Here is a 20393-nt window from a genome sequence, read left to right as displayed (position 1 = left end):
CGCAGGCCCATGCTCGAGCCGGGCATCCCGGAGCAGATCACCCCGCTGGTGCGCCGCCTGGTGGCGCCGAATCCCGGGCCAATGACCGGCCCCGGCACCAATACGTATCTGCTGGGTCACGACGAGGTGGTGGTTGTCGATCCGGGGCCGGCACTGCCGGCGCATATCGACGCTATTCTGGCGGCCGGCAAGGACAGAATTCGCGCCATTGCCTGCACCCACACCCATCCTGATCACTCACCGGCCTGGCAGGCGGTGGCCGAGGCTACCGGGGCGCCGGTGTATGGCGCGCTGCCCGCAAATGACAGCCATCAGGACGACACCTTCACGCCAACCACGGTACTCACGCACGAACACCGCCTGCAGACCGCCGAACTGTCGCTGCTGGCCATCCACACGCCGGGCCATGTCAGCAATCATTACTGTTTTCTGCTGGAGTCCGAGGGCGTGCTGTTTGCTGGCGATCACATCATGCAGGGCTCGACGGTGGTCATCATTCCGCCGGGTGGCGACATGGCGGCCTATATCGACTCGCTGCAGCGGCTGTTGCAGTATCCCCTGGCGCGGATTGCCCCCGGTCATGGCAGCGTGATCGAGGACAGCGAGCGCGAGATCACGCGCCTGGTGCGTCACCGCCAGATGCGCGAGTCCCGGGTCCTTGCCGGCCTGAAAAAGCTGGGACGCTGTGACCTGGATGCGCTGGTCAAAGTGGTTTACGACGATGTCGATCCGTCGCTGCACCCCTGGGCGCAGCTGTCCATGATGGCGCACCTGATCAAGCTGGCGGCGGAGCGCCGGGCCACAGGCAGCGATGACGGACGCATCTGGGAGCCCAGTGCCTGATGCAGAATCCGGGGCCTGTCTCCGCACCGGTAAGCACCGACAAACCGAAGTCCACAAGGCAACGTAAACGGAATAACGCGAAGACCTCTGCGAATACCTCTAAAAGGAGCGACACATGAACGGCCTGATGATGGATTTTCCCCTGACGATCACGTCAATCATGAAGCACGCCGACAGCGTGCACGGTGACAGCGAGATCGTCTCGGTCACCCGCGACAACCCGCGCCACCGCTATACCTACCGGGACGCCTTCCGCCGCACCCGTCAGCTGGCCAACGCCCTCGCCGCCTGGCCGCTGGAATCCGGCAACAGCGTGGCGACGTTGGCCTGGAACGACTATCGCCACTTCGAGGTGTATTACGCCTCGGCCTGCAGCGGCTTTGTCTGCCACACCATCAATCCGCGGCTGTTTCCGGAGCAGATTGTCTACATCATCAATCACGCCGAGGACAAGGTGCTCTTCGTCGATCCCGACTTCATGCCGCTGGTGGAGGCGATTGCCGACAAGTGTCCCGGCATTGAGCACTGGGTGGTCATGACCAGCGAGGAACACATGCCCGAGACGAAGCTGCACAACGTGCTATGCTACGAGCGCCTGGTGCACAGCCATTCCGACGACTTCGACTGGCCGGAAATCGACGAGAACCAGGCCTGCGCGCTGTGCTACACCTCCGGCACCACCGGCAACCCCAAGGGCGTGCTCTACTCGCACCGCTCCACCCTGCTGCACGCCTACGCCACGCTGATGCCGGATGCACTGGGGCTTGCCCACCACGACTCGGTGCTGCCCATCGTGCCCATGTTCCACGTCAATGCCTGGGGCACGCCCTACGGCGCGCCCATGGTCGGCGCGAAAATCGTCTTCCCGGGCAACCGAATGGGCGATGGCGAGACGCTGGCAACTCTGATCAACGAGGAAAAGGTCACACGCTCCGCGGGCGTGCCCACGGTGTGGCTGAACCTGCTCAACTACCTGAAGCAGTCCGGCAAGAGCGTCGATTCGCTCAAGCAGATCATTGTCGGCGGCGCGGCCTGTCCGCTGTCCATCATGGAGGCGTTCGACAAGCACGGCGTGGAGACCCGCGTCGGCTGGGGCATGACCGAGATGAGCCCGTTGGGCAGCGCCAACGCCAGCTATCACGAGCGCGAGAAGCATTCGCCGGAGTCGTTCGCGAAGCTGCGGCAGAAGGCGGGCAAGCCCATCTTCGGGGTGGAAATGAAGATCATCGACGACGATGGCAAGGCGTTGCCCTGGGACGGCGAGGCCTATGGCTCGCTGATGGTGCGCGGGCCGTGGATCTGCTCGGGTTACTTCAAACTCGACCGCACCGACGCCCACACCGACGACGGCTGGTTCGAGACCGGTGACGTTGCCACTATCGACCCCAAGGGCTACATGGCGATTACCGATCGCACCAAGGACGTGATCAAGTCCGGCGGCGAGTGGATTTCCTCCATCGAGATCGAGAACGTGGCCACCGATCACCCGAAGGTCGCCGAGGCGGCGGTGATCGGCCGCTACCACCCCAAGTGGTCCGAGCGACCGCTGCTGGTGGTGGTGAAGGCGCAGGACGGCGCCGACCTGACCCCGGAGGAGATGCTGGCCTGGTTTGACGGCAAGATCGCCAAGTGGTGGACGCCGGATGCGGTGGAGTTCATCGACGAACTGCCCCATGGCGCCACCGGCAAGATCCAGAAGGTGGACCTGCGCGACCATTTCAGGGATTACGCCTTCGAGGAGTGAAGCGCGTAGAATGAATCATTCGGCGGCCCGCACGTCTACAGTAAAGGGGCCGCCATACGTGCCGTCACGATCGACAGCAGTGGCGATACCGGCAGCGAAGGCTGACACAGGCAATTCACGGGCACCGGCATGAAGAAAATCGGCGAATGGCTGATTGCACAGGGCAAGCTTTCCGAGCGCGACGTCGAACGGGCGCTGCTGGCGCAGGCCGAAATGGGCGATCTTTTCGGCCGCGTGCTGGTGAAGCTCGGCCTGGTGTCGGAGCTGGATTTTGCCCAGGCCCTGAGTGAGCAGCTGGACATTCCGCTGCTGACGGCCGCCGATTATCCCGAGGAGCCCCTGCACCTCGATGCCGTGGCCGCGGACTTCCTCGCCAGCAATGCCGTGGTGCCGGTGGCGGTGACAGAGGGTGGCGTGCGCTTTGCCGCGGCGGTGCCCCAGGACCGGTTCGCCGCCCGCGCGCTGGCCATGGCGCTGGACAGGCCGGTGGATATCGCCCTGGGCCTGGAAACCGACATCGCCCGCGCCCTGGAGCGCTACCTGCGCGGCCAGGAAGACGATGAGGAGCGCGAGGACATTGCGGACCAGTTTGCCGGCCAGAGCGATGACGAGTTCATCGAGCACCTGCGCGACCTGGCCAGCGAGGCTCCGGTCATCCGCCTGGTGAACCAGGTGATCCACCGTGCGCTGGACATGGGTGCCTCGGACATTCACGTCGAGCCCTTCGAGGACGGGCTGCACCTGCGCTACCGGGTCGACGGCGTGCTCCAGGAGTATGCAGACCCGCCGCCCCCCTCGCTGGCGCCGGCCATCGCCTCGCGCATCAAGCTGCTGTCGCACATGAACATCGCCGAGCGCCGTCTGCCCCAGGACGGGCGCATCATGACCCGGGTAAAGGGCCACGAGCTTGACCTGCGTGTATCGACCATTCCCACCGTGCACGGCGAGAGCATTGTCATGCGCGTGCTGGACCGCGAGAGCATCCGCCTCAGCCTGTCGGACATGGGCTTCTCCGCCGATACCCTGGAGCGCTACCAGAGCCTGCTCACCCGGCCCCACGGTGTGTTGCTGGTGACCGGCCCCACGGGCTCGGGCAAGACCACCACGCTCTACGCCTCGCTGGCGTCCATCGATTCCCAGCGCCTGAAGATCATCACCGTGGAAGACCCGGTGGAGTACCAGCTGAACGGCATCAACCAGATCCAGGTGCAGGCGCAGATCGAGCTCACCTTCGCCCGTGCGCTGCGTTCCATCCTGCGCCAGGACCCGGACATCATCATGATCGGCGAGATGCGCGACACCGAGACGGCGCAGATCGGCGTGCAGTCGGCGCTCACCGGCCACCTGGTGTTGTCCACCCTGCACACCAACACCGCCGCCGGCGCCATTACCCGGCTCGAGGACATGGGCGTTGAGCGCTACCTGATCACTTCCTCGGTGAACGGCGTGCTCGCCCAGCGCCTGGTGCGCACGCTGTGCAGCAGCTGCAAGGAATCGGTGGAGCTTGGCGACACGGCCATCGCCCGCTACGGCCTGAAGCGCTTCCTGCCGGCGGGGCAGCGCAGCGTGTACCAGGCGAAGGGCTGCGACCACTGCCTGCAGACCGGCTACATCGGCCGTACCGCCATCCATGAACTGTTCATGCTCGACAGCGACATGCACGACGTGATCATGGGTGGCGCCGACGCCACCCAGCTGCACACCGCGGCGCGGCGGCAGGGCATGATTACCCTGTATGAAGACGGCCTGCGCAAGGTGGTGCTGGGGGAAACCTCGCTGGAGGAGGTGATGCGGGTCACCCAGGATCAGAGCGGCGACGAGGCCATGGAGCCGGTTATGGCGGCTGCCGCGCAGTCGGCCCTGGCCTGAGGTAGCCCCGCATGGCGCAGTTCTACTATCGGGCCCTCGGTCGCGACGGCAAGAGCCTGGACGGCACCATCGAGGCCGATGCGCTGGAAATGGCCCAGCGCCAGCTGCGCGCCCAGGGTCTCACGCTGCTCAAGCTGGAGGCGGGCAGTGGCGCTGTGGTCAGCAAGCGCCAGGGCAAGCCGCCGGGACGCCAGGATATCCTGTCCATGACCTCGGAACTCGCGGTGCTGCTGCGCGCCGGCCTGCCGCTGGATCGTGCGCTCAAGGTACTCATCGACATGGCCTCGGTGCCGGCCATGCAGGCGCTGCTGCAGGACCTGCTGAAGGCGGTGAAGGGCGGCAAGCCTCTGAGCACCGGCCTTGCGCCGCACGCCGATCTGTTCGGCAACTTCTATATCAACATGGTGCGCTCGGGCGAGGCCAGCGGTCAGCTCGGTTCGGTGCTCGATCGGCTCGTGGCCTATCTCGAGAGCGCCAAGGCCAACCGCGACAGCGTTGTGTCGGCGCTCATCTATCCGGCGATTCTGCTGGTGGTGGCGGTGCTGTCCATTGTGGTGATGCTTGGCTTTGTGGTGCCTCAGTTCGAGACCCTGTTCGACGACATGGGCGACGCCCTGCCGCCGCTGACCCGCATGGTGATCGCCGGCGCCGACATCGTGCAGCGCTGGGGCGTGCTGCTTCTGGTGCTGATCATTGGCGCGGGCATTGGCATCCGGCGCTGGGCCCGAACAGAGGCCGGCACCCGCGCCATCCATCAGCGCATGCTGACACTCCCGATCATGGGCAATATCGTGTTCGAATTCGAAGTGGCGAAATTCGCGCGCACCGTGGGAACGTTGCTGAGCAACGGGGTGTCTCTGTTACAGGCGATTTCCATCGCCATTGATACCGTGGACAATTGCACGGTGAAACAGGCCCTGCAGGTGCTGCCGCCGGCGGTGAAGGCTGGCAAGCGCATGTCCATCGCGCTGGACGAAACGAAGCTGTTCACGCCCATGGTGATACAGATGACCCGGGTTGGCGAGGAATCCGGCAGTCTCGATACCATGATGCTGGAGCTGGCGCGGGTGTTCGACGACCACGTTCAGTCCGGCGTCAAGCGCAGCCTCACGCTGCTCGAGCCAGTGCTGATTCTGTTCATGGGCTTCGTGATCGCGATCATCATCATTTCCATTCTGATGGGCATCCTGTCGGTGAATGACCTCGCCATGTAGGCTGACCCCATAACGCAGCGCCACCACCGGGCCGCTGCACGAGACAACAACCAAGGATTCACGCATGCAAGCACGACACTCCCGCACTATTTGGTCACGACCCGAAGGCAGCCGGCGCCGCCAGCGCGGCTTCACCCTGATGGAGCTATTGGTCGTTCTGGCCATTCTCGGCCTGCTCATGAGCCTGGTGGGCCCGCAGGTGCTGAACCAGCTTGGCGGCGCCAAGACCAAGACGGCGCGTATCCAGATCCGTGACCTGGAGCAGTCGCTGGAGATGTACAAGCTGGACGTCGGTCGCTACCCCTCCACCGATGAGGGTCTGGAAGCGCTGGTGCGCAAGCCCGGCAGTGCCTCGGGCTGGAACGGTCCCTACCTGAAGTCCGATGTGCCGCAGGACCCGTGGAAGCGTGACTACCACTACAAGTACCCGGGCGAGCGTGCCGAGGTGGATATCTACACCTACGGCCAGGACGGCGCTCCCGGCGGGGAGGGTGAGGATGCCGACGTCGGCAACTGGCAGTAGTGGCGCTGGGCGCGACGCCAGCGGCGCCTTGCCCGATGGTGGCCGCCCAACGCACAAGGCCGGGTTCTCGCTGGTCGAGCTGATGGTGGTGATGGCGATCGCCGGCCTGGTGCTGGCGGTGGCGGTGCCGGCGTCAATGCGCTTCTACGACAGCATGCAGACCCGGCAGGCGGTGCGCGACACCATCACGCTCCTGTCCTCCGCCCGACAGCAGGCGGTAACCCAGGGTGTCGCCCAGGACGTGGTGATTGACCCGCGCCGCCGTACGCTCACCCTGAACAGCACCGTGCGCGAAATGCCGGGAGACCTGGCGCTCACCGTACACGGCGCCGCGGAGGTGAACCGGCAGGACGCCGGTGTCATCCGTTTCTACCCCGAGGGCGGCTCCAGCGGCGGTGGCCTGGATATCGACAACCCCGGCAGCGGTCGCGTGAGCATTGACGTCGACTGGCTGGTGGGGCGGGTGACGCATGAGACGCGCTAGCGGCTTCTCCCTGCTGGAGATGCTGGTCGCCATCGCCATTCTCGGTCTGGCCCTCGGCGCCCTGTATCAGGCCGCCAGCGGCGCCACCCGCAATGTCCGCGTGGACGAACGCTACGCCTATGCCGTTGAGCTCGCCCGTTCGCTGCTGGCCGACAGCGCCATTGTGTCGGCCAACGGCGAGCAGCGCCGCGGCGAGACCGCCGGCGGCTTTGTCTGGCGCGTGGATGCCCGTCCGCTGGCCCGGGCGAGGGACTCGCGTCTGCCGCCCGGCCTGCTGCAGGAAATCGAGGTGGGCGTGAGCTGGACCGACGGTGGCCGCACCCGGGAAGTCACCCTCAATTCCATTGTCGAAGGCGCGCCCCCGGATCAGGTTCGGCGCTGATGCGAGGCCTGTCTGCAGCCCGAGGCCGCCTCCGGGGCTTCACGCTGGTGGAGGTGATGGTGGCGCTGACCATTCTCACCCTGGTGATGCTCGCCACCGTGACGGGCCTGCGTACGCTGGGCAACACTCAGGTGGCGATAGAGCGACTCACTGGCCGGGTGGATGAAATGCGCTCGGTCAGCAGCTTCCTGCGCGACACCCTGAATTCCGCGGTCACCGGCAGCGACAGCGGTGGCCTTACGCTCGGTGGCGGCAGGGGGGAACAGACCATCTTCGAGGTCGGGCCCAACGCGCTGATGTGGAAAGCCGTGGTGCTGTTCGGCGAAGGTTTTGGCGGCAGCTACGTGGTGCGCGTCGCCGACGAGGGCGGCGAACTGGTGCTGCGCTGGCAGGAGCAGAACCGTTACGGCGAGCTGGACGACTGGAATAATGCGCCCTCGCGCACGTTAGTCCCAGGCCTGCAGGAATTTACCGTGGCCTACCGGCGTGAGCCGGGCGAGGAGTGGCGCAGCGACTGGGACGGCGCCGGCGCCCCCGGCTGGGTGCGACTGCGACTCCGCGCCGCCGACCGCTACTGGCCCGACCTGGTGATGCAGGTGGCGCGGTGAGAAGCGGGCGGCCCGGTATTCGGACGCCTGTGCGGCAGCGCGGCGTGGCACTGGCGATCGTCGTGTGGTTCATCGCCGGCATGTCGCTGCTGGTGGCTGGCATTGTGTCCCAGGCGCGGGTGGATATTCAGCTGGCGCAGCTGCATCTGTTCCGCGCGCAGGCAGAGGCGGCGGGAGACGGCGCCATCCATCTTCTGATGGCGCAGCTGCAGGAATCTCCCGGTGCCGACGGCGGCGCCATGGAGGGCCTGCCCTTTGGCCGTTACCGCTTCGGCGAGGCCGAGGTGCGCGTGATGGCGCTGCCCGCCCAGGCACTGGTGGATGTGAACAGCGCGCCCCAGGCCCTGCTTGCGCAATTGTGGAGCGAAGCGGCCGGTCTGCCGCGCGACGAGGCCGTTCAGCTGGCGGTCAATATGGTAGAGTGGCGCTCCAATCGGGGCGGTGGAAACCGCGGTGGCGGACGATTTGACGTGGTGGAAGATGTGTTGCGGGTAGAGGGCATGACACGAACGCGACTGGATGCCGTGCGGCATTTCATCAGCGCAGGGCAGGGCGGCGGCATGGCCAACGCGGCGCCGCAGGAAAGGCTGCGGCAGCTCAGCGCCCTGGCACCCGGATCAGGCTGGAACAGCGGCAGTCTCGAAACCTCGGCGCTCCCCGGCGCACGCACGCCCCAGGCTGCCCGCTCTGCCACCCGCTTCCGCGTCGACGCCATCGTTGACGTGGGCGGTCGGCAATGGCTGCGCCGGCGCTGGGTTGCCAGCCAGTCCGCCATGGATTCCCGCCTGCCCTGGCGCACCGAGCGCACCGAGATCGCCCGGGTGGTGGGCAACGCACCGTGAACCGCGACCAGCAATGGGTGCTGTTCGGTTACGACACCCGCCAGGTTGGCCAGCACTGGCTGGCGGCCTGGCGCGATCTGCTCTGGGGCAATGATTCACCGCTGCGCCAGCGTCTGGATGAAGTTGTTCTCACCGAGCGCGATGGCCAGCAGGCAGTCTACCACTCCGGCCGGGAAATAAAGGGCGAGGTATCACTGCCCGCCGACCCCTGCCGCGCCATCTGCCTGCCGGAAGACCTGCTGCTGAACAAGACGCTCACGCTGCCGCTGGCGGCGGAGAGCGAGCTGGCCTCGGTGATTGCCCTGGAGGTGAATGCCAACAGCCCCTTCAGCCATGGCGACACCGCGTCCGGCTGGCGCGTGCGCGATCGCACGGAGACGCAGCTGCGGGTGGATCTGCTCATTGCCTCGCGCAGCGCCATCATGGCCTGGCTCGGCAAACAGCACGACATCCATGACCCGCAGGCGAGGGAAGTCTGGGGCTATACCGAGGCGGGCATGGTGGTGCTGCAGGGCTTTGGCGAGGCACAGCGGGAATCCCGCTACCGCTCGCGGCTGATCCGGGCCGGCATCAAGGCCGGTGTTGCCGCCGGCCTGCTGCTGCTGATTGCGGGGCTTGCCGGCGGCGCCAAGCAGATGGAGCTGGGCCGACTGGAGGCACTGGCCGAGGCCACCGGCCGCGAGGCCGCCAGCGCCGCCGAATTGCGCGCCAGTCTGGCGCAGGCCAATCAGCAGATACAGGCCGCGCGCGACATTGTCGCCAGCTATCCCAATCCCCACGTCGAGCTGGCGCGCCTGACCCGCCTGCTCGATGACGATGCCTATGCCGCGCATATGGCGGTGCGCGGTGACGTGATTCGCCTGCGCGGCCGGTCCAGCGATGCCGCCGCCGTCATGCAGCGGCTGTCGTCCGAGCCCGCCTACAGCGAGGTTACGGCACCCCAGGCGATTGTGCGCGTGGGCAATACCGATCTCGAACAGTTCTACCTCGACATCCGGCTCGCCGGCAAGGCAGACTCGTGATCTGGCTGCGCAACCATCGCCGTAGCGCCATTATCATCGGGCTTACCCTGCTGGTACCCCTCGGCCTCTATCTCAATCTGTTGTTCGGCCTGCTCGGCCTGCGCTTCGAGGCCCAGGGCCGCATTGACGACCTGAAGCCGCGCATCGCCCGGCTGCAGGGGCTGATTGACAACGAGGCGGCCCTGCGCACATCCGCCGGGCAGGTAGGTGCGCGACTTGCCGAATTGGGCTACCCCGCCACCGAAGATGCCAATACCGTCGCCGCCACCCTGCAGGCTGACGTGCGCCAGATCTTTGCCGAGGCCGGCCTTGGCGTGACTAACAGCCAGGTCATGCCGACGCGCAAGGACGAGGACTTCGATCTCATTGCCATCAAGCTCACCGCCAACGGCGGCATCGCTGCGCTGGATGCGGCCCTGATCGGCGTGTCGGCATTCCGCCCCATGCTGCTGGTGGAATCCATGGATGTCTTTCCCGCGCGCAACCAGCGCAAGCGCGGCGAGCCGGAGCCGCAGGAAGTCACCGCGGTGGTACAGCTGCTGGCCCTGAGACTGCTGCCATGAGCGCCCTGGGTCGCGTGAAAGCGCGCTACGGCGTGGCAACGGACCCGCTGCGCAGCGAGCGCCGGGTCGAGCTGGCGGTGATCGTGCTTGCGGCCCTACTGGTGCTGCAGCTGGTCTGGGCCGGCGCCCGTATTCTGCTGGCGGAAAACGTGACGCCTGTGGCGCCGGCGGCGGACAGCCTGCTGGTGGCCGAGGTGCCGCGCCCGCAGCGGGTGGATGCGAAGGACAGCGCCGCGGTGCAGGCGCGGCCCCTGTTCTGGGCCGAGCGGCGCCCGACAGACGTCATTGCCAGCTCGGCGGCGGAAGCTGCGGCGGCGGAGAATGCGCAGGCCGCCCCGAAAATGAAGGATGTTACCCTGCTCGGCGTGTTCGGCAGCGGCAGCACCGGCGGCGCCATTGTCGCCGTGAAAGGCAAGCAGGAGCGTATAGCGGTGGGCGATCGCGTGCAGGACTGGCGGCTGCAGGAAATTGCCGCCAACCGCGCCGTGTTCGTGAGCGGCGGCTCCCGGGATGAGCGCGAACTCCTGCCGCGGGTGATCCCGCTGCCCGTGGACGCCGCCGGTGACGTGATACTGCCCGACGCCGGGCAGTCTGCCGGCAACGCCGGGGATGCCGACGAGGAAGAGCCGCAGCTCACCCTGGGCGGGCCCAGCCGGCGCGGCGGATAACGACAACAGAATGCCGATAAACGCAATAAACACCATTGGGAAAGCCATGTTGCAGAAAACACTAGTCACGGCCTTGTGCCTGGCGCTGGCGGGCTGTGCCGCGAGGGGCGGCGAACAACCGCAAATGGCGCTGCCCGGTGAGGACTCCGAGGCCAGCGAGACCGCGCGTGTGGTGGATGCCGAGCGCGAGCTGTCGGCGACCGCGCAGGCCCTGGCGGAGGAGCGGCGAAGCAGCGAGCGCAGCAAGCCCAAACTCTACCCGGGAACCGGCCCCCAGGTGCGACTGCCCGAGCCATCGGACCCGGTGCGCTTCGTCGGTGACGATGTCAGCCTCAACTTCGAGCAGGCGCCGCTGGATGAGATCGTGCAGGCGGTCATGGGGGATATTCTCGAGCTCGATTACCTGATTGATCACCCGGTACAGGGCAAAGTTACCCTGCGCACGCGAACACCGATTCCCCGGGATCAGCTGCTCGGCGTGCTGGAATCCCTGCTCAAGGCGCACAACGCGCTGCTGATACGCGGTCGCGATGGCCGCTACATGGTGACCGGTTCCCAGCAGGCCATGCGTCTGGACCCACAGGTCACCAGCGCGGCCGATGAATACGCCGGCTACAGCACCATTATTGTGCCCCTGCAGTACATCAGCGCCTCGGCCATGGCCGATATCCTTGCGCCCGTGGCCGAGTCGTCGTCACTGGTGCGCATCGACAATGCGCGCAACCTGATCATGCTGGCGGGCACCCGGGCCCAGCTCACGGGCTGGCTGGATATTGTCAGCACCTTCGATGTCGACATGCTGAAAGGCATGTCGGTGGGTTTGTTCCCGCTGGAAAACGCCAGCGTGATGGAGACAACCCAGGCCGTGAACGAACTGCTGGCGGCCGCCGGCAGTGATGGCGGTGACATTACCCGCCTGGTGCGCGTGCTGCCCATGGAGCGCCTCAACAGCGTGCTGGCAATTACCCCGCGCGAGCATTACCTCAACACGGTGAAGGAGTGGATTGAGCGCTTTGATATCCGCCCCGACGAGAAATTCGAGAAGCGCCTGCACGTCTACCCGGTGCAGAACACCACCGCCGAGCGCCTGTCGCAGCTGCTGAACAGCATTTATTCCGGCGGTTCCGGGGGGCAGGCCTCGGTCGGCGCGGTCGATCGCAATCGCAGTGCCGGGGGTTCGGGCGTTGAACGCGGCGTGGCGCCGGGCATGTCGCCGGAGTCTTTTGGCTCTGGCTCCAGCAGCAGCGGGGGCTTCGGTTCCGGCAGTGGGTCAGCCTCGGGATTCGGTGCCAGCAACAGCGCCGGGGGCGCCTCCGGCATTGGCGGCGGGGCATCGTCGCGGCGTAGCGGCGGCAGCAACAATACAGGCGCCGCCGGCACGGGGGCAGGTGGCGCAGCCGGCGGCATGACAGCCACCGACATGGGCGGAAGCGATGACCAGGGCACACGCAGCCTGGCGGACGTGCGCGTGGTGGCGGACGAGGTGAACAACTCCCTCATGATCTACGCTACCGGGCAGCAGTACGAGATTATCGAAGATGCCCTGAAAAAGCTCGACACCGTGGCCACCCAGGTCATCATCGAGGCCAGCATTATGGAGGTCACCCTCACCGATGAACTGCGCTACGGCCTTGAGTGGGTGTTCAAGAACGGTATTGATGGCGGCTATGACGGCCGCGGCACCCTGGCGGGACAGTCAGGCAATCCTACCGCGCGCTCCCCGGGATTCAGCTACACCGTCACCAACGGCATTGGCGATATTTCTGCCGTGCTCAACGCCCTCAGCCAGGATTCCCTGCTCAACGTCATTTCCACGCCCTCCATCATGGTGCTGGATAACTATACCGCGGAAATTCAGGTAGGTGACCAGGTGCCGGTGCTGCAGGGACAGACCATCGGCATTGGCGGCAACTCGGTGCAGAACATCACCTTCCGCGACACGGGCGTGAGCCTGGTGGTGACGCCCTCGGTCAACGCCGGCGGCCTCATCACCATGGATGTGCAGCAGTCGGTAACCGATGTCGGCAACGTGGACGAGGCCACCGGCCAGCGAACATTTCTCAACCGGGCCATACGCAGCCGCGTTGCCGTGCGCTCCTCCGAGTCTGTGGTGCTTGGGGGACTGATTCGGGAAAATGCCAGCCGCGCGGGCTCCGGTGTGCCACTGATCCGCGATATTCCGGTGCTGGGGAACCTGTTCGGCTCCCGCTCGCGGGAGAATACCCGCACAGAGCTTCTGGTCATTATCACGCCCCGGGCCATCTTCAACGAGGATGAGCTGCGCGAGGTGAGCAAGGATATGCGCTCGCAGATCCGCTTTATGGAGCTGATTGATACCGATTCCCAGCCGGCGCCGGTGAAATAACGCGGTTTGAGGGGCCTGGGTAAGAGCGGACAGACCCGGGAATCCCCCCTGATCGTCCCGGAATCGCCCCGACCGGGGGTTATCTACGGTAATTTTAACAGTCGATTCGCGGGAATAAATTCCCCGCTGAGACGACATCAAGGGTGAGCACGGTAGATGTTGCTGGGAAGCACCGGCGGTATCTCCCGCGAAAGCGGGGAGCCATGTTACCCTCGCCGCCCCCGCAGGTCGGGGTCGAGCAGGCGCTTGCTGCAGCCAATGCACTTAACAGGTGCGGCGGCCACAGCAGCGCCGCGAGGATGCAGAGCCTTTACCGGGCCACGGGAATACCAGAGGTTGAGCAGTAAAGATGATGCAAAACAGTAGCTTGGGTAAGACGGCGGCGCGCTTCTCAGCACTGGCAACAGTGCTTTTGGTAGCGGTGTTGGCGGGCTGCGCCAGTGCACCACGCATGACCGATGCCGAGCAGGCGCGCCTGCTCGAACGCGTCGAATCACGCTGGCGTGCCCTGGAGCAGCGCGACTTCGGCGCGGCCTATGAATTTACTTCACCTGCCTACAGAGAAGTTTTCTCCAAGAGCCTGTATGAAAAGAAATTTTCCTACATGGTTGAATGGGAGTTGACAGGTGTTGAATTCCTTACCTATGATGCTGATGCAGCTGTAGCGAGTGTGGCGGCAAGGGTCATGTCCAAACCCGTCAAACATACTTCAGCGGCCTCAGCAGCACTTGGCGCTATACCGCGAAAGCAAGTCGAGAAATGGGTATTTGTCGACGGGCAGTGGTGGTTTAGTGTGTAGGTGTGGCAATGGCAGCGGGTTGACAGCTGGCTGCAGCTAGCAATAATAGCGCTAGCATTTAACCATTTGGTTGTGTTCAAAAAACATTAGGAGTCTCCTCATGAGAAACAATTTTAAGCCCTTAGGTATCGTTGCTGCAGTTGCAGCCGTTACTGCAGGTTATGCGCAGGCCCAGACGGCGCCAACAGTAACTGACACTTCCGTTGGTTCTAATGGCTACGGCGACGTCGCTATCGTTCCTTACTACACAGTCCGCGACGGTTTCATTACCGGCGTTCACGTTGTGAACAGCAGCGACTCTACTCAGGTCGTTAAGTTCCGCCTGCGTCGTGGCGGCGACTCAATGGACGCGCTTGACTGGAACATCGTCATGTCCCCGCGTGATGTCTATGCCGGCTTCATCGGTAAAGACGACGGTGACGACGGCGACATCTACTTCAGCACCGCAGACACCACCTGTGTTGTTCCTGCGGCCACCAACAACCGCCTGACTATGCCTGACATCTACAAAGAAGGCGCCGACGAAGGTTACGTCGAAATCATCGCGATGGGTCAGCCTGTCAGCGAAGACCAGCCGATCGCAGTTGCAGCCAAGCACTCTGCCGGCGTACCGGCAAACTGTGAAGCAGTCCGCTCAAACTTCTTCCGGAACTCAGCCAACGGCCCGAGTGATCCAGGGTTTGCGACTCGCGGCGTGATTAACAATGCGCGTACACATCAAACGGCTTCTACGGGCATCTGTACTGCCCTGGACGGCACCACGGTATGTCCCAACGCTTACACCGATTCTGGTAACGCATTGAAAGTATCCTATTTCATTCGTAATCTCGAAAGCGGTATCGAAATGGGCAATTCCGCAGTTCACCTCGCTGATTTCTCTGGCGACCCCATGATGACGAACCAGCAGAGTGGTTTTGAAATCGGTGACATGCAGGGCTTCAACTTCCCCGATCTTGACGGTGGTTCACCGGTTGATCTGGGTCGTGGCTTGTTCAACAAGCTGCGTTCGGGCGACGTTCTCGGTGTTGCATCAGTCGCTAACGAATGGTCGTCAAATGCGGGTGTCAATACAGACTGGGTCATTACGCTGCCCGGCCAGTACACCATGCTCAAGCTGCCCGAGTACTATCAGTCCATTATCGATAACCCGGATTTTCTGATCGACTCAACTGATCCCGATGCGGATTGCGCAATCAATGATTGTGACTGGCGTGATATTCCGCTGAGCGCTACATTCATGGTTTATGACCGCGAAGAGGGCGGGATTACTCAGGAAAGCGGTGATCTGGTTGTCTCTCCGACGCCTCCGGCGGAATTCGAGCAGGATATCCTGCCGCGCGAAGTCAACGTGATTGAGTGGGGTAACTCACCGGTGCTTGGTTCTGCTGAGCCTCGTTCTGTAACGACGCCAGATGAGCCCTTCGGTTGGGCACGACTGGTCGTAGAGTCGGACCCGCGTAAAACCTCACAGCGCATCTGTGACTGGCCGAATGCCAGCTACGATGTAAACTCGCCGGATTTTGAGCCTAGTGACATCATGACATGTGCTAGCGTTGAAGCTGGCGGTCGGGTTCCGATGGTAGGCTTTACCGCATGGGCGCGTAGTTTCGAAGCTAATCCTGCTTCAAACTATGGTCGCATCATCGAGCACAGCTACGTTCCGGCTTCATAACCTGTGGGCGACTGACGTACAAAAGTATTTAAGTTTTTGTGAAGTCAGTGGAGAACCGGCACCTTGTGTGCCGGTTTTTTTTGTCCGTAGTTTTTCGATTGGAGTTTCAATGAAAGTTGCACAATTGTCTGGTTTTCTGGTCGCCCTTATGGCAGGGAGTGCCTTGGGTGCGGAGCCTGTTCTTGTAGATGGCGACGTATCTGTTTCGGCGGAAGAGTTGGCAGTCATTGTCAACGCAATGCCAACCGACCTCAAGCGAGCTGCTGCAAATGATGATGGTGACAAGCTCGAAATGTTGAATCTCGTCGTCTCAGCGAAGCGTATGGCCAATGAGGTAGATCAAAAGGCCACACGACTGACAGACGATGAACACGGTAGAGACTACTGGGAACTGCAACTCAAGATCAGAAACCTTAAGCAGAAATATCTGCTTGATCAGTTCAAGAGTGAATTGGAGTATCCTGACTTTTCGGACCTTGCGAAAGAAACGTACGCGACGCAAAAAGACAAGTATGCGCTGGTTCCTCAACATCGCAAGGTAAGTCACATCCTGCTTTTTTGTCCACCAGGCTGTGATCGTGATCCGCTGCGGCCGAAGGCTACGGAAATTCTCGCCAAGCTTGAAGCCGGCGAGTCGTTTGAAGAACTCGCTGCGGAATATTCTGAGGACAAGGCATCCCAATCGCGGGAAGGAAGCTTCAATCGCTGGTTCAAGCTAGGCGATAAAAACGTGGAGCCACACTTTACTGGAGCCGCCTTTGATATAGAGAATATCGGTGATATTTCGCCTGTCGTCGATACGCCGTTTGGGCTGCACATTATCCGGCTCGACGACATCCGTGAAAAGTATTACCTGGAATTTAGTGAAGTGAAGTCGCAGATCGTGGCGGACCTCAAAAGGGAGTACCTGTCTCTCGAGCAGAAAGCGTTTATGGCCCGGTATCAGATGTCTGATGAGATACAATTAGACACCGACTTCCTTGAGGAGCTTCTAGAGCCTTATAAGGCAGAGTACTGATCGCTGGCGTAGACGGCGAAAGCCGCCCGCCGCTGATTTGAACTATCTGCAGTGTGGCGTGGGTGATCCCGTCGTCAGAGCAATTCTGTTCAAAGCGGATATCATCAAGCCGTGTCTGAATCCACGCCTGACCTAGTGTTACCCTGTCATTTGGCTGTGCTTCCACTGCCACAAGGATATCTTCCTTATGGCCTTTAAATGACGCTGGTAATTATCATCGGAATGCACCGTTCCGGCACTTCCCTGGTCGCGCGCTGCCTTGACCAAGCGGGTGTCCTTGGCGGCAGGCCGGAATCCATGCTTGAAAGTCAGCCTGATAATCCGCTGGGCTTTTATGAGCGTCGGGATCTGGTTAGTGCCAATGAGACCCTGCTGTCAGGCGTTCAATCACAATGGTTCGCCCCGCCGCCGGCTGCGCTGAGACCTTGTAACGTTCAGAGGCCGGGCATGTGCGAGGCGATTTTCGAGGATCTCAATGAGAATGTCGCAGGCAGGGACTCATTCATTAAGGATCCGAGATTGTGCCTCACATGGCCGGTCTGGCGCTCGGATCGCTCGGTTGTGGTGTTTGTCTATCGAGAGCCTCTGGCTGTCGCCCACTCACTGCAAACTCGGCATGGTTTTTCGATAGGCTTTGGTCTCCTGCTCTGGGAGCATTATAACCGACTCGCCCTTGAGTCATTGCGCGACGTAGACCACGTCTGCATCAGTTACGCACAAATGGCGTCAGACCCTCAGGCGTTGAAACGGATGCTGGAAAAACTCCGCGACCTGGGCGTGAAGTGTGATCCCAGTGCAGGCGAGTCACTGTTCAATCCCGATATGCAGCATTCTACTGCGGTGGATCAGGCTGCCGCGCGTCTGCAGTCCTTCGAGCAGACGCTGCTCGCCGAATACTGCGACGCACTTTGCGCCGGTGGTCCGCTTACGCCGCTTCCTGCGCCAACGACGTCGCTGCACGAGAAGATCCGTGACTTCGCTGCCGCACTGGCCCCTTTGGCAGATGCACTGGAAACCCGCCAGCGTCTAGACGAGGCGCGTGCGCTCTCACAGGAGCGCACCGCCGAGCGTGATCGCCTGCTTGCCGAGTGGGAGCAACTGGATGCCTCTCATAACCAACTTGCGGTAGCACATGAACAGGAGGTAGAGAACCACCGGGCAACCATTGCCCAGCGCGATTCTCTGATAGCAGATCTTGAGATATCCCAGACGGATCTTGCACAGCGTGACCACGAACTCGCCGAGATGGCGGACAAGACCAACTACCTCTTCCATGAGCTCTCCCAGGCCTACACGCATCTGCTGACTTATGAGCAATCCAGCCTGGCGCGCGTGAACCGCTGGGCCACGGGCCTCTACAAGCTGGTAACCGGACAACGTCGAGAGAACAGCCGCTACGACGACGTTCTGGCAAATGCCCGGCAATACATTGCGGACAACGCCCTCGAGATGCCCGAGGTGCGCCCCGGCAAGCTGGCCATGTTGGGCAACGTGCTGTGCTATATGGCGAGCAACCCGGCCGGATCGTTGCGCAGCATCAGCTGGCCGCGTATCCGCCGGGGGTTTTCGGTGTTCTTCGGTTCCTCCGCGGCTGACCTGCAGGTGTGGATTGATGCACGTTTCCCGGAGCAGGCGAAGGCGCGTATGGCGCTGGACCCGACAGAGCTCAGCCCCGGCCTGGATAATCTTGAGCTGGAGTTTCCCGCTGCAGAGTCACCTCAGGTGTCGATTGTTGTTCCCGTCTTTAACGACTACCGGGTAACGGTGCACTGCCTGCAGTCTCTGCTGCGTCACAGTCCCGCAGGGCAGTACGAAGTCATTCTTGCCGATGATGGCTCCACGGATCTTACCGGCACCATCGAGTCACGCATCCGTGGCATCCAGGTGGTTCGCGGTGGCAACCTGGGCTTTCTGCGCAACTGCAATCGTGCCGCTGAGCAGGCTCGAGGTGATTTCGTGCTGATGCTGAACAACGACACGGCGGTCACCGCCGGCTGGCTGCAGGCCTTGCTCGACGTCTTTGAGGATCCCGAGGTGGGTGCCGCCGGACCGAAGTTGGTATTTGCTAACGGGGCGCTGCAGGAGGCTGGCGGCATTATGTGGCGAGATGCTTCGGCCTGGAACTTTGGCCGCATGGACGACGCCGCGAAACCGGCCTACAGCTACGTGAAGGATGTCGACTATATCTCCGGCGCCTGTCTCATGCTGCGCCGCTGCCTGTGGGAGAAACTGGGCGGTTTCGATGAGCGCTTTGTGCCCGCCTACTACGAAGATGCCGACATCTGCTTTGCCGTGCGCGAGGCCGGGTATCGCGTGGTGTACCAGCCGGCGGCGTGCATCTTCCATTTTGAGGGCGTGAGTAACGGCACCGATCTTACGTCTGGCGTAAAGCAGCACCAGATCACCAACCAGCAGGTGTTTGCCGACAAGTGGCAGGCGGTGCTGGAGCGCGATCATTACCCCAACGCCGAGCACGTTATCTGGGCGCGGGACCGCTCTGCGCACAAGCCTTGCGTGCTCTTCATCGACCACTACGTGCCGCATTACGACAAGGACGCCGGTTCCCGCTCCACCTTTATGTACGTGAAGCTGCTGCTGTCAATGGGCTATCGCGTGCAGTTCATGGGTGCGAATTTCTTTGCCCATTCACCGTACACCGAAGCCCTGCAGCAGCTCGGGGTTGAAGTGCTCGTCGGCGAATCCATCGCCCGCGGTCTGGATGCCTGGCTGGCAGAGCATGCCCCCTATATCAACCAGATATTCCTGCACCGGCCCCACGTGGCCGAGCAGTTTCTGCCGCACCTGAAAAAGCTGGCCAGCTGTCCGCCGATCAACTTTGTGGGGCACGACCTTCACTACCTGCGCATTGGCCGGGAGGCCGAGCTGCAGTCAGACCCGGCTCTGCAGAAAAGCGCCGACAGCTGGCGCCAACGCGAGTTCGCCGTATTCGATCAAGTGGACCGCATCTACTATTTTTCCCAGGCGGAGACCTACGAGATCGCCCGCCATCGACCCGACCTGGCCCTGCGAACAATCCCTCTGCACGCCCTGGAAGATAAGCCGCTGCCGTCGTACGCGCCAATCCGGCCAACGCACCTGCTCTTTGTCGGTGGCTTCAATCATCCGCCCAACGTCGACGCCGCGCGCTGGTTTGTGGAAGAGATTCTGCCTCAAGTGTCCGCCGCCGTTCCCGATTGCCACTTCCACCTGGTCGGCTCCAACCCCAACAGCGCGGTAAAGGCGCTGGCGACGGACAACGTCACAGTGCACGGCTACGTGGATGACGTCGCGCTGGATGCCCTGTACCGAGACGTTGGGCTGGCCGTGGTTCCGCTGCGCTACGGTGCGGGGGTGAAAGGCAAGGTGTTGGAGGCCGTGCAGCAGAATGTGCCGCTGGTCACCACCCACATCGGCACCGAGGGCATTCCCGATGCCGACGCGGTCATGTGGATAGCCGATGACGCACAGGCCATTGCCGAGACTGTGGTGGGGCTTCTGAACGGCAGCATCAATCCCGCTGATCGCATGGCGCGCTACGGCGGCTGGCTGGAGCAGCACTTCAGCAGCAGGCGGGCCGAGGCCTTGTTGCGGGTGGATTTTGAGGGTGGACCTTAGGCGCTGTTTCTTTGGTGCCATGCCTGGCGTAGCGCCATAGCGAAAAACCGAGAGTGATACAGCGTTAATTGGCAAATGTAGTCGAACTGACGTAGCGCATGCACTACTGTCGGTACACATCCAGAAATTGCCTTAATGACAAAAACAATAACCCCGGAGAAT

General features: G+C 62.7%; 17 protein-coding genes. All 17 read left to right on the top strand.

The window, feature by feature from the left end:
* Positions 1–9 precede the first annotated feature (9 nt).
* The 17 genes from EV688_RS12535 (at position 10) to EV688_RS12455 (ending at position 20231) form a co-directional block, all read left to right on the top strand.
* Complete coding sequence (locus EV688_RS12535) at positions 10–843, top strand: MBL fold metallo-hydrolase (RefSeq protein ID WP_205686681.1); 834 nt, start codon at positions 10–12, stop codon at positions 841–843.
* Positions 844–958: 115 nt separating this feature from the next.
* Positions 959–2587, top strand: coding sequence for a long-chain-fatty-acid--CoA ligase (locus tag EV688_RS12530; RefSeq protein ID WP_117318934.1), 1629 nt, complete (start codon positions 959–961; stop codon positions 2585–2587).
* Between the two features lie 129 nt (positions 2588–2716).
* The gene (locus tag EV688_RS12525) at positions 2717–4456 is read left to right on the top strand and encodes a GspE/PulE family protein (RefSeq protein WP_117318933.1); all 1740 of its coding nucleotides are present in this window, start codon (positions 2717–2719) and stop codon (positions 4454–4456) included.
* An 11-nt stretch (positions 4457–4467) separates the two neighbouring features.
* Positions 4468–5670, top strand: coding sequence for a type II secretion system F family protein (locus tag EV688_RS12520; protein WP_117318932.1), 1203 nt, complete (start codon positions 4468–4470; stop codon positions 5668–5670).
* Between the two features lie 64 nt (positions 5671–5734).
* Positions 5735–6193 (top strand): type II secretion system major pseudopilin GspG, encoded by a 459-nt coding sequence (gspG, locus tag EV688_RS12515; RefSeq protein WP_117318931.1) that lies wholly within the window; start codon positions 5735–5737, stop codon positions 6191–6193.
* Entirely contained in the window at positions 6168–6677 is a 510-nt protein-coding gene (locus tag EV688_RS12510) for a pilus assembly FimT family protein (protein WP_117318930.1), read from the top strand. Before gspG ends, EV688_RS12510 begins: the two co-directional genes overlap by 26 nt.
* Positions 6664–7059, top strand: coding sequence for a type II secretion system protein (locus tag EV688_RS12505; protein ID WP_117318929.1), 396 nt, complete (start codon positions 6664–6666; stop codon positions 7057–7059). Before EV688_RS12510 ends, EV688_RS12505 begins: the two co-directional genes overlap by 14 nt.
* Positions 7059–7667 carry a prepilin-type N-terminal cleavage/methylation domain-containing protein gene (locus tag EV688_RS12500; protein WP_117318928.1) on the top strand — a complete coding sequence of 203 codons (609 nt, stop codon included), beginning with the start codon at positions 7059–7061 and terminating at the stop codon, positions 7665–7667. The genes EV688_RS12505 and EV688_RS12500 overlap by 1 nt, the downstream gene beginning before the upstream one ends.
* Before the next feature lie 44 nt (positions 7668–7711).
* The gene (locus tag EV688_RS12495; protein ID WP_165876891.1) at positions 7712–8509 is read left to right on the top strand and encodes a helix-hairpin-helix domain-containing protein; all 798 of its coding nucleotides are present in this window, start codon (positions 7712–7714) and stop codon (positions 8507–8509) included.
* Entirely contained in the window at positions 8506–9531 is a 1026-nt protein-coding gene (locus tag EV688_RS12490; protein WP_117318926.1) for a PilN domain-containing protein, read from the top strand. Before EV688_RS12495 ends, EV688_RS12490 begins: the two co-directional genes overlap by 4 nt.
* Entirely contained in the window at positions 9528–10094 is a 567-nt protein-coding gene (gene gspM / locus EV688_RS12485) for a type II secretion system protein GspM (protein ID WP_205686680.1), read from the top strand. Before EV688_RS12490 ends, gspM begins: the two co-directional genes overlap by 4 nt.
* Positions 10091–10762, top strand: coding sequence for a type II secretion system protein N (locus EV688_RS12480; RefSeq protein ID WP_117318925.1), 672 nt, complete (start codon positions 10091–10093; stop codon positions 10760–10762). Before gspM ends, EV688_RS12480 begins: the two co-directional genes overlap by 4 nt.
* A gap of 46 nt (positions 10763–10808) precedes the next feature.
* Positions 10809–13127, top strand: coding sequence for a type II secretion system secretin GspD (gspD, locus tag EV688_RS12475; protein ID WP_240624406.1), 2319 nt, complete (start codon positions 10809–10811; stop codon positions 13125–13127).
* A gap of 349 nt (positions 13128–13476) precedes the next feature.
* Complete coding sequence (locus EV688_RS12470) at positions 13477–13926, top strand: hypothetical protein (RefSeq protein ID WP_240624405.1); 450 nt, start codon at positions 13477–13479, stop codon at positions 13924–13926.
* A gap of 100 nt (positions 13927–14026) precedes the next feature.
* Positions 14027–15598, top strand: coding sequence for a hypothetical protein (locus EV688_RS12465; protein ID WP_131917649.1), 1572 nt, complete (start codon positions 14027–14029; stop codon positions 15596–15598).
* Between the two features lie 109 nt (positions 15599–15707).
* Positions 15708–16616 (top strand): peptidylprolyl isomerase, encoded by a 909-nt coding sequence (locus EV688_RS12460; RefSeq protein WP_162883950.1) that lies wholly within the window; start codon positions 15708–15710, stop codon positions 16614–16616.
* 750 nt (positions 16617–17366) lie between these two features.
* Positions 17367–20231, top strand: coding sequence for a glycosyltransferase (locus EV688_RS12455; protein WP_162883949.1), 2865 nt, complete (start codon positions 17367–17369; stop codon positions 20229–20231).
* Positions 20232–20393 lie beyond the last annotated feature (162 nt).

The sequence above is a fragment of the Chromatocurvus halotolerans genome, assembly GCF_004340525.1.
Taxonomy (GTDB): domain Bacteria; phylum Pseudomonadota; class Gammaproteobacteria; order Pseudomonadales; family Halieaceae; genus Chromatocurvus; species Chromatocurvus halotolerans.
This window is presented reverse-complemented; position numbering and strand designations above follow the sequence as displayed.

Excerpts from the sequence above, each read along its gene's own strand:
- EV688_RS12505 (WP_117318929.1), top strand. The coding sequence starts at position 6,664 with ATGAGACGCGCTAGCGGCTTCTCCCTGCTGGAGATGCTGGTCGCCATC.
- gspD (WP_240624406.1), top strand. The coding sequence starts at position 10,809 with ATGTTGCAGAAAACACTAGTCACGGCCTTGTGCCTGGCGCTGGCGGGC.
- EV688_RS12455 (WP_162883949.1), top strand. The coding sequence starts at position 17,367 with ATGCTGGAAAAACTCCGCGACCTGGGCGTGAAGTGTGATCCCAGTGCA.
- EV688_RS12535 (WP_205686681.1), top strand. The coding sequence starts at position 10 with ATGCTCGAGCCGGGCATCCCGGAGCAGATCACCCCGCTGGTGCGCCGC.
- gspG (WP_117318931.1), top strand. The coding sequence starts at position 5,735 with ATGCAAGCACGACACTCCCGCACTATTTGGTCACGACCCGAAGGCAGC.
- EV688_RS12510 (WP_117318930.1), top strand. The coding sequence starts at position 6,168 with ATGCCGACGTCGGCAACTGGCAGTAGTGGCGCTGGGCGCGACGCCAGC.
- EV688_RS12465 (WP_131917649.1), top strand. The coding sequence starts at position 14,027 with ATGAGAAACAATTTTAAGCCCTTAGGTATCGTTGCTGCAGTTGCAGCC.
- EV688_RS12525 (WP_117318933.1), top strand. The coding sequence starts at position 2,717 with ATGAAGAAAATCGGCGAATGGCTGATTGCACAGGGCAAGCTTTCCGAG.
- EV688_RS12470 (WP_240624405.1), top strand. The coding sequence starts at position 13,477 with ATGATGCAAAACAGTAGCTTGGGTAAGACGGCGGCGCGCTTCTCAGCA.
- EV688_RS12500 (WP_117318928.1), top strand. The coding sequence starts at position 7,059 with ATGCGAGGCCTGTCTGCAGCCCGAGGCCGCCTCCGGGGCTTCACGCTG.
- EV688_RS12480 (WP_117318925.1), top strand. The coding sequence starts at position 10,091 with ATGAGCGCCCTGGGTCGCGTGAAAGCGCGCTACGGCGTGGCAACGGAC.
- EV688_RS12520 (WP_117318932.1), top strand. The coding sequence starts at position 4,468 with ATGGCGCAGTTCTACTATCGGGCCCTCGGTCGCGACGGCAAGAGCCTG.
- EV688_RS12460 (WP_162883950.1), top strand. The coding sequence starts at position 15,708 with ATGAAAGTTGCACAATTGTCTGGTTTTCTGGTCGCCCTTATGGCAGGG.
- EV688_RS12530 (WP_117318934.1), top strand. The coding sequence starts at position 959 with ATGAACGGCCTGATGATGGATTTTCCCCTGACGATCACGTCAATCATG.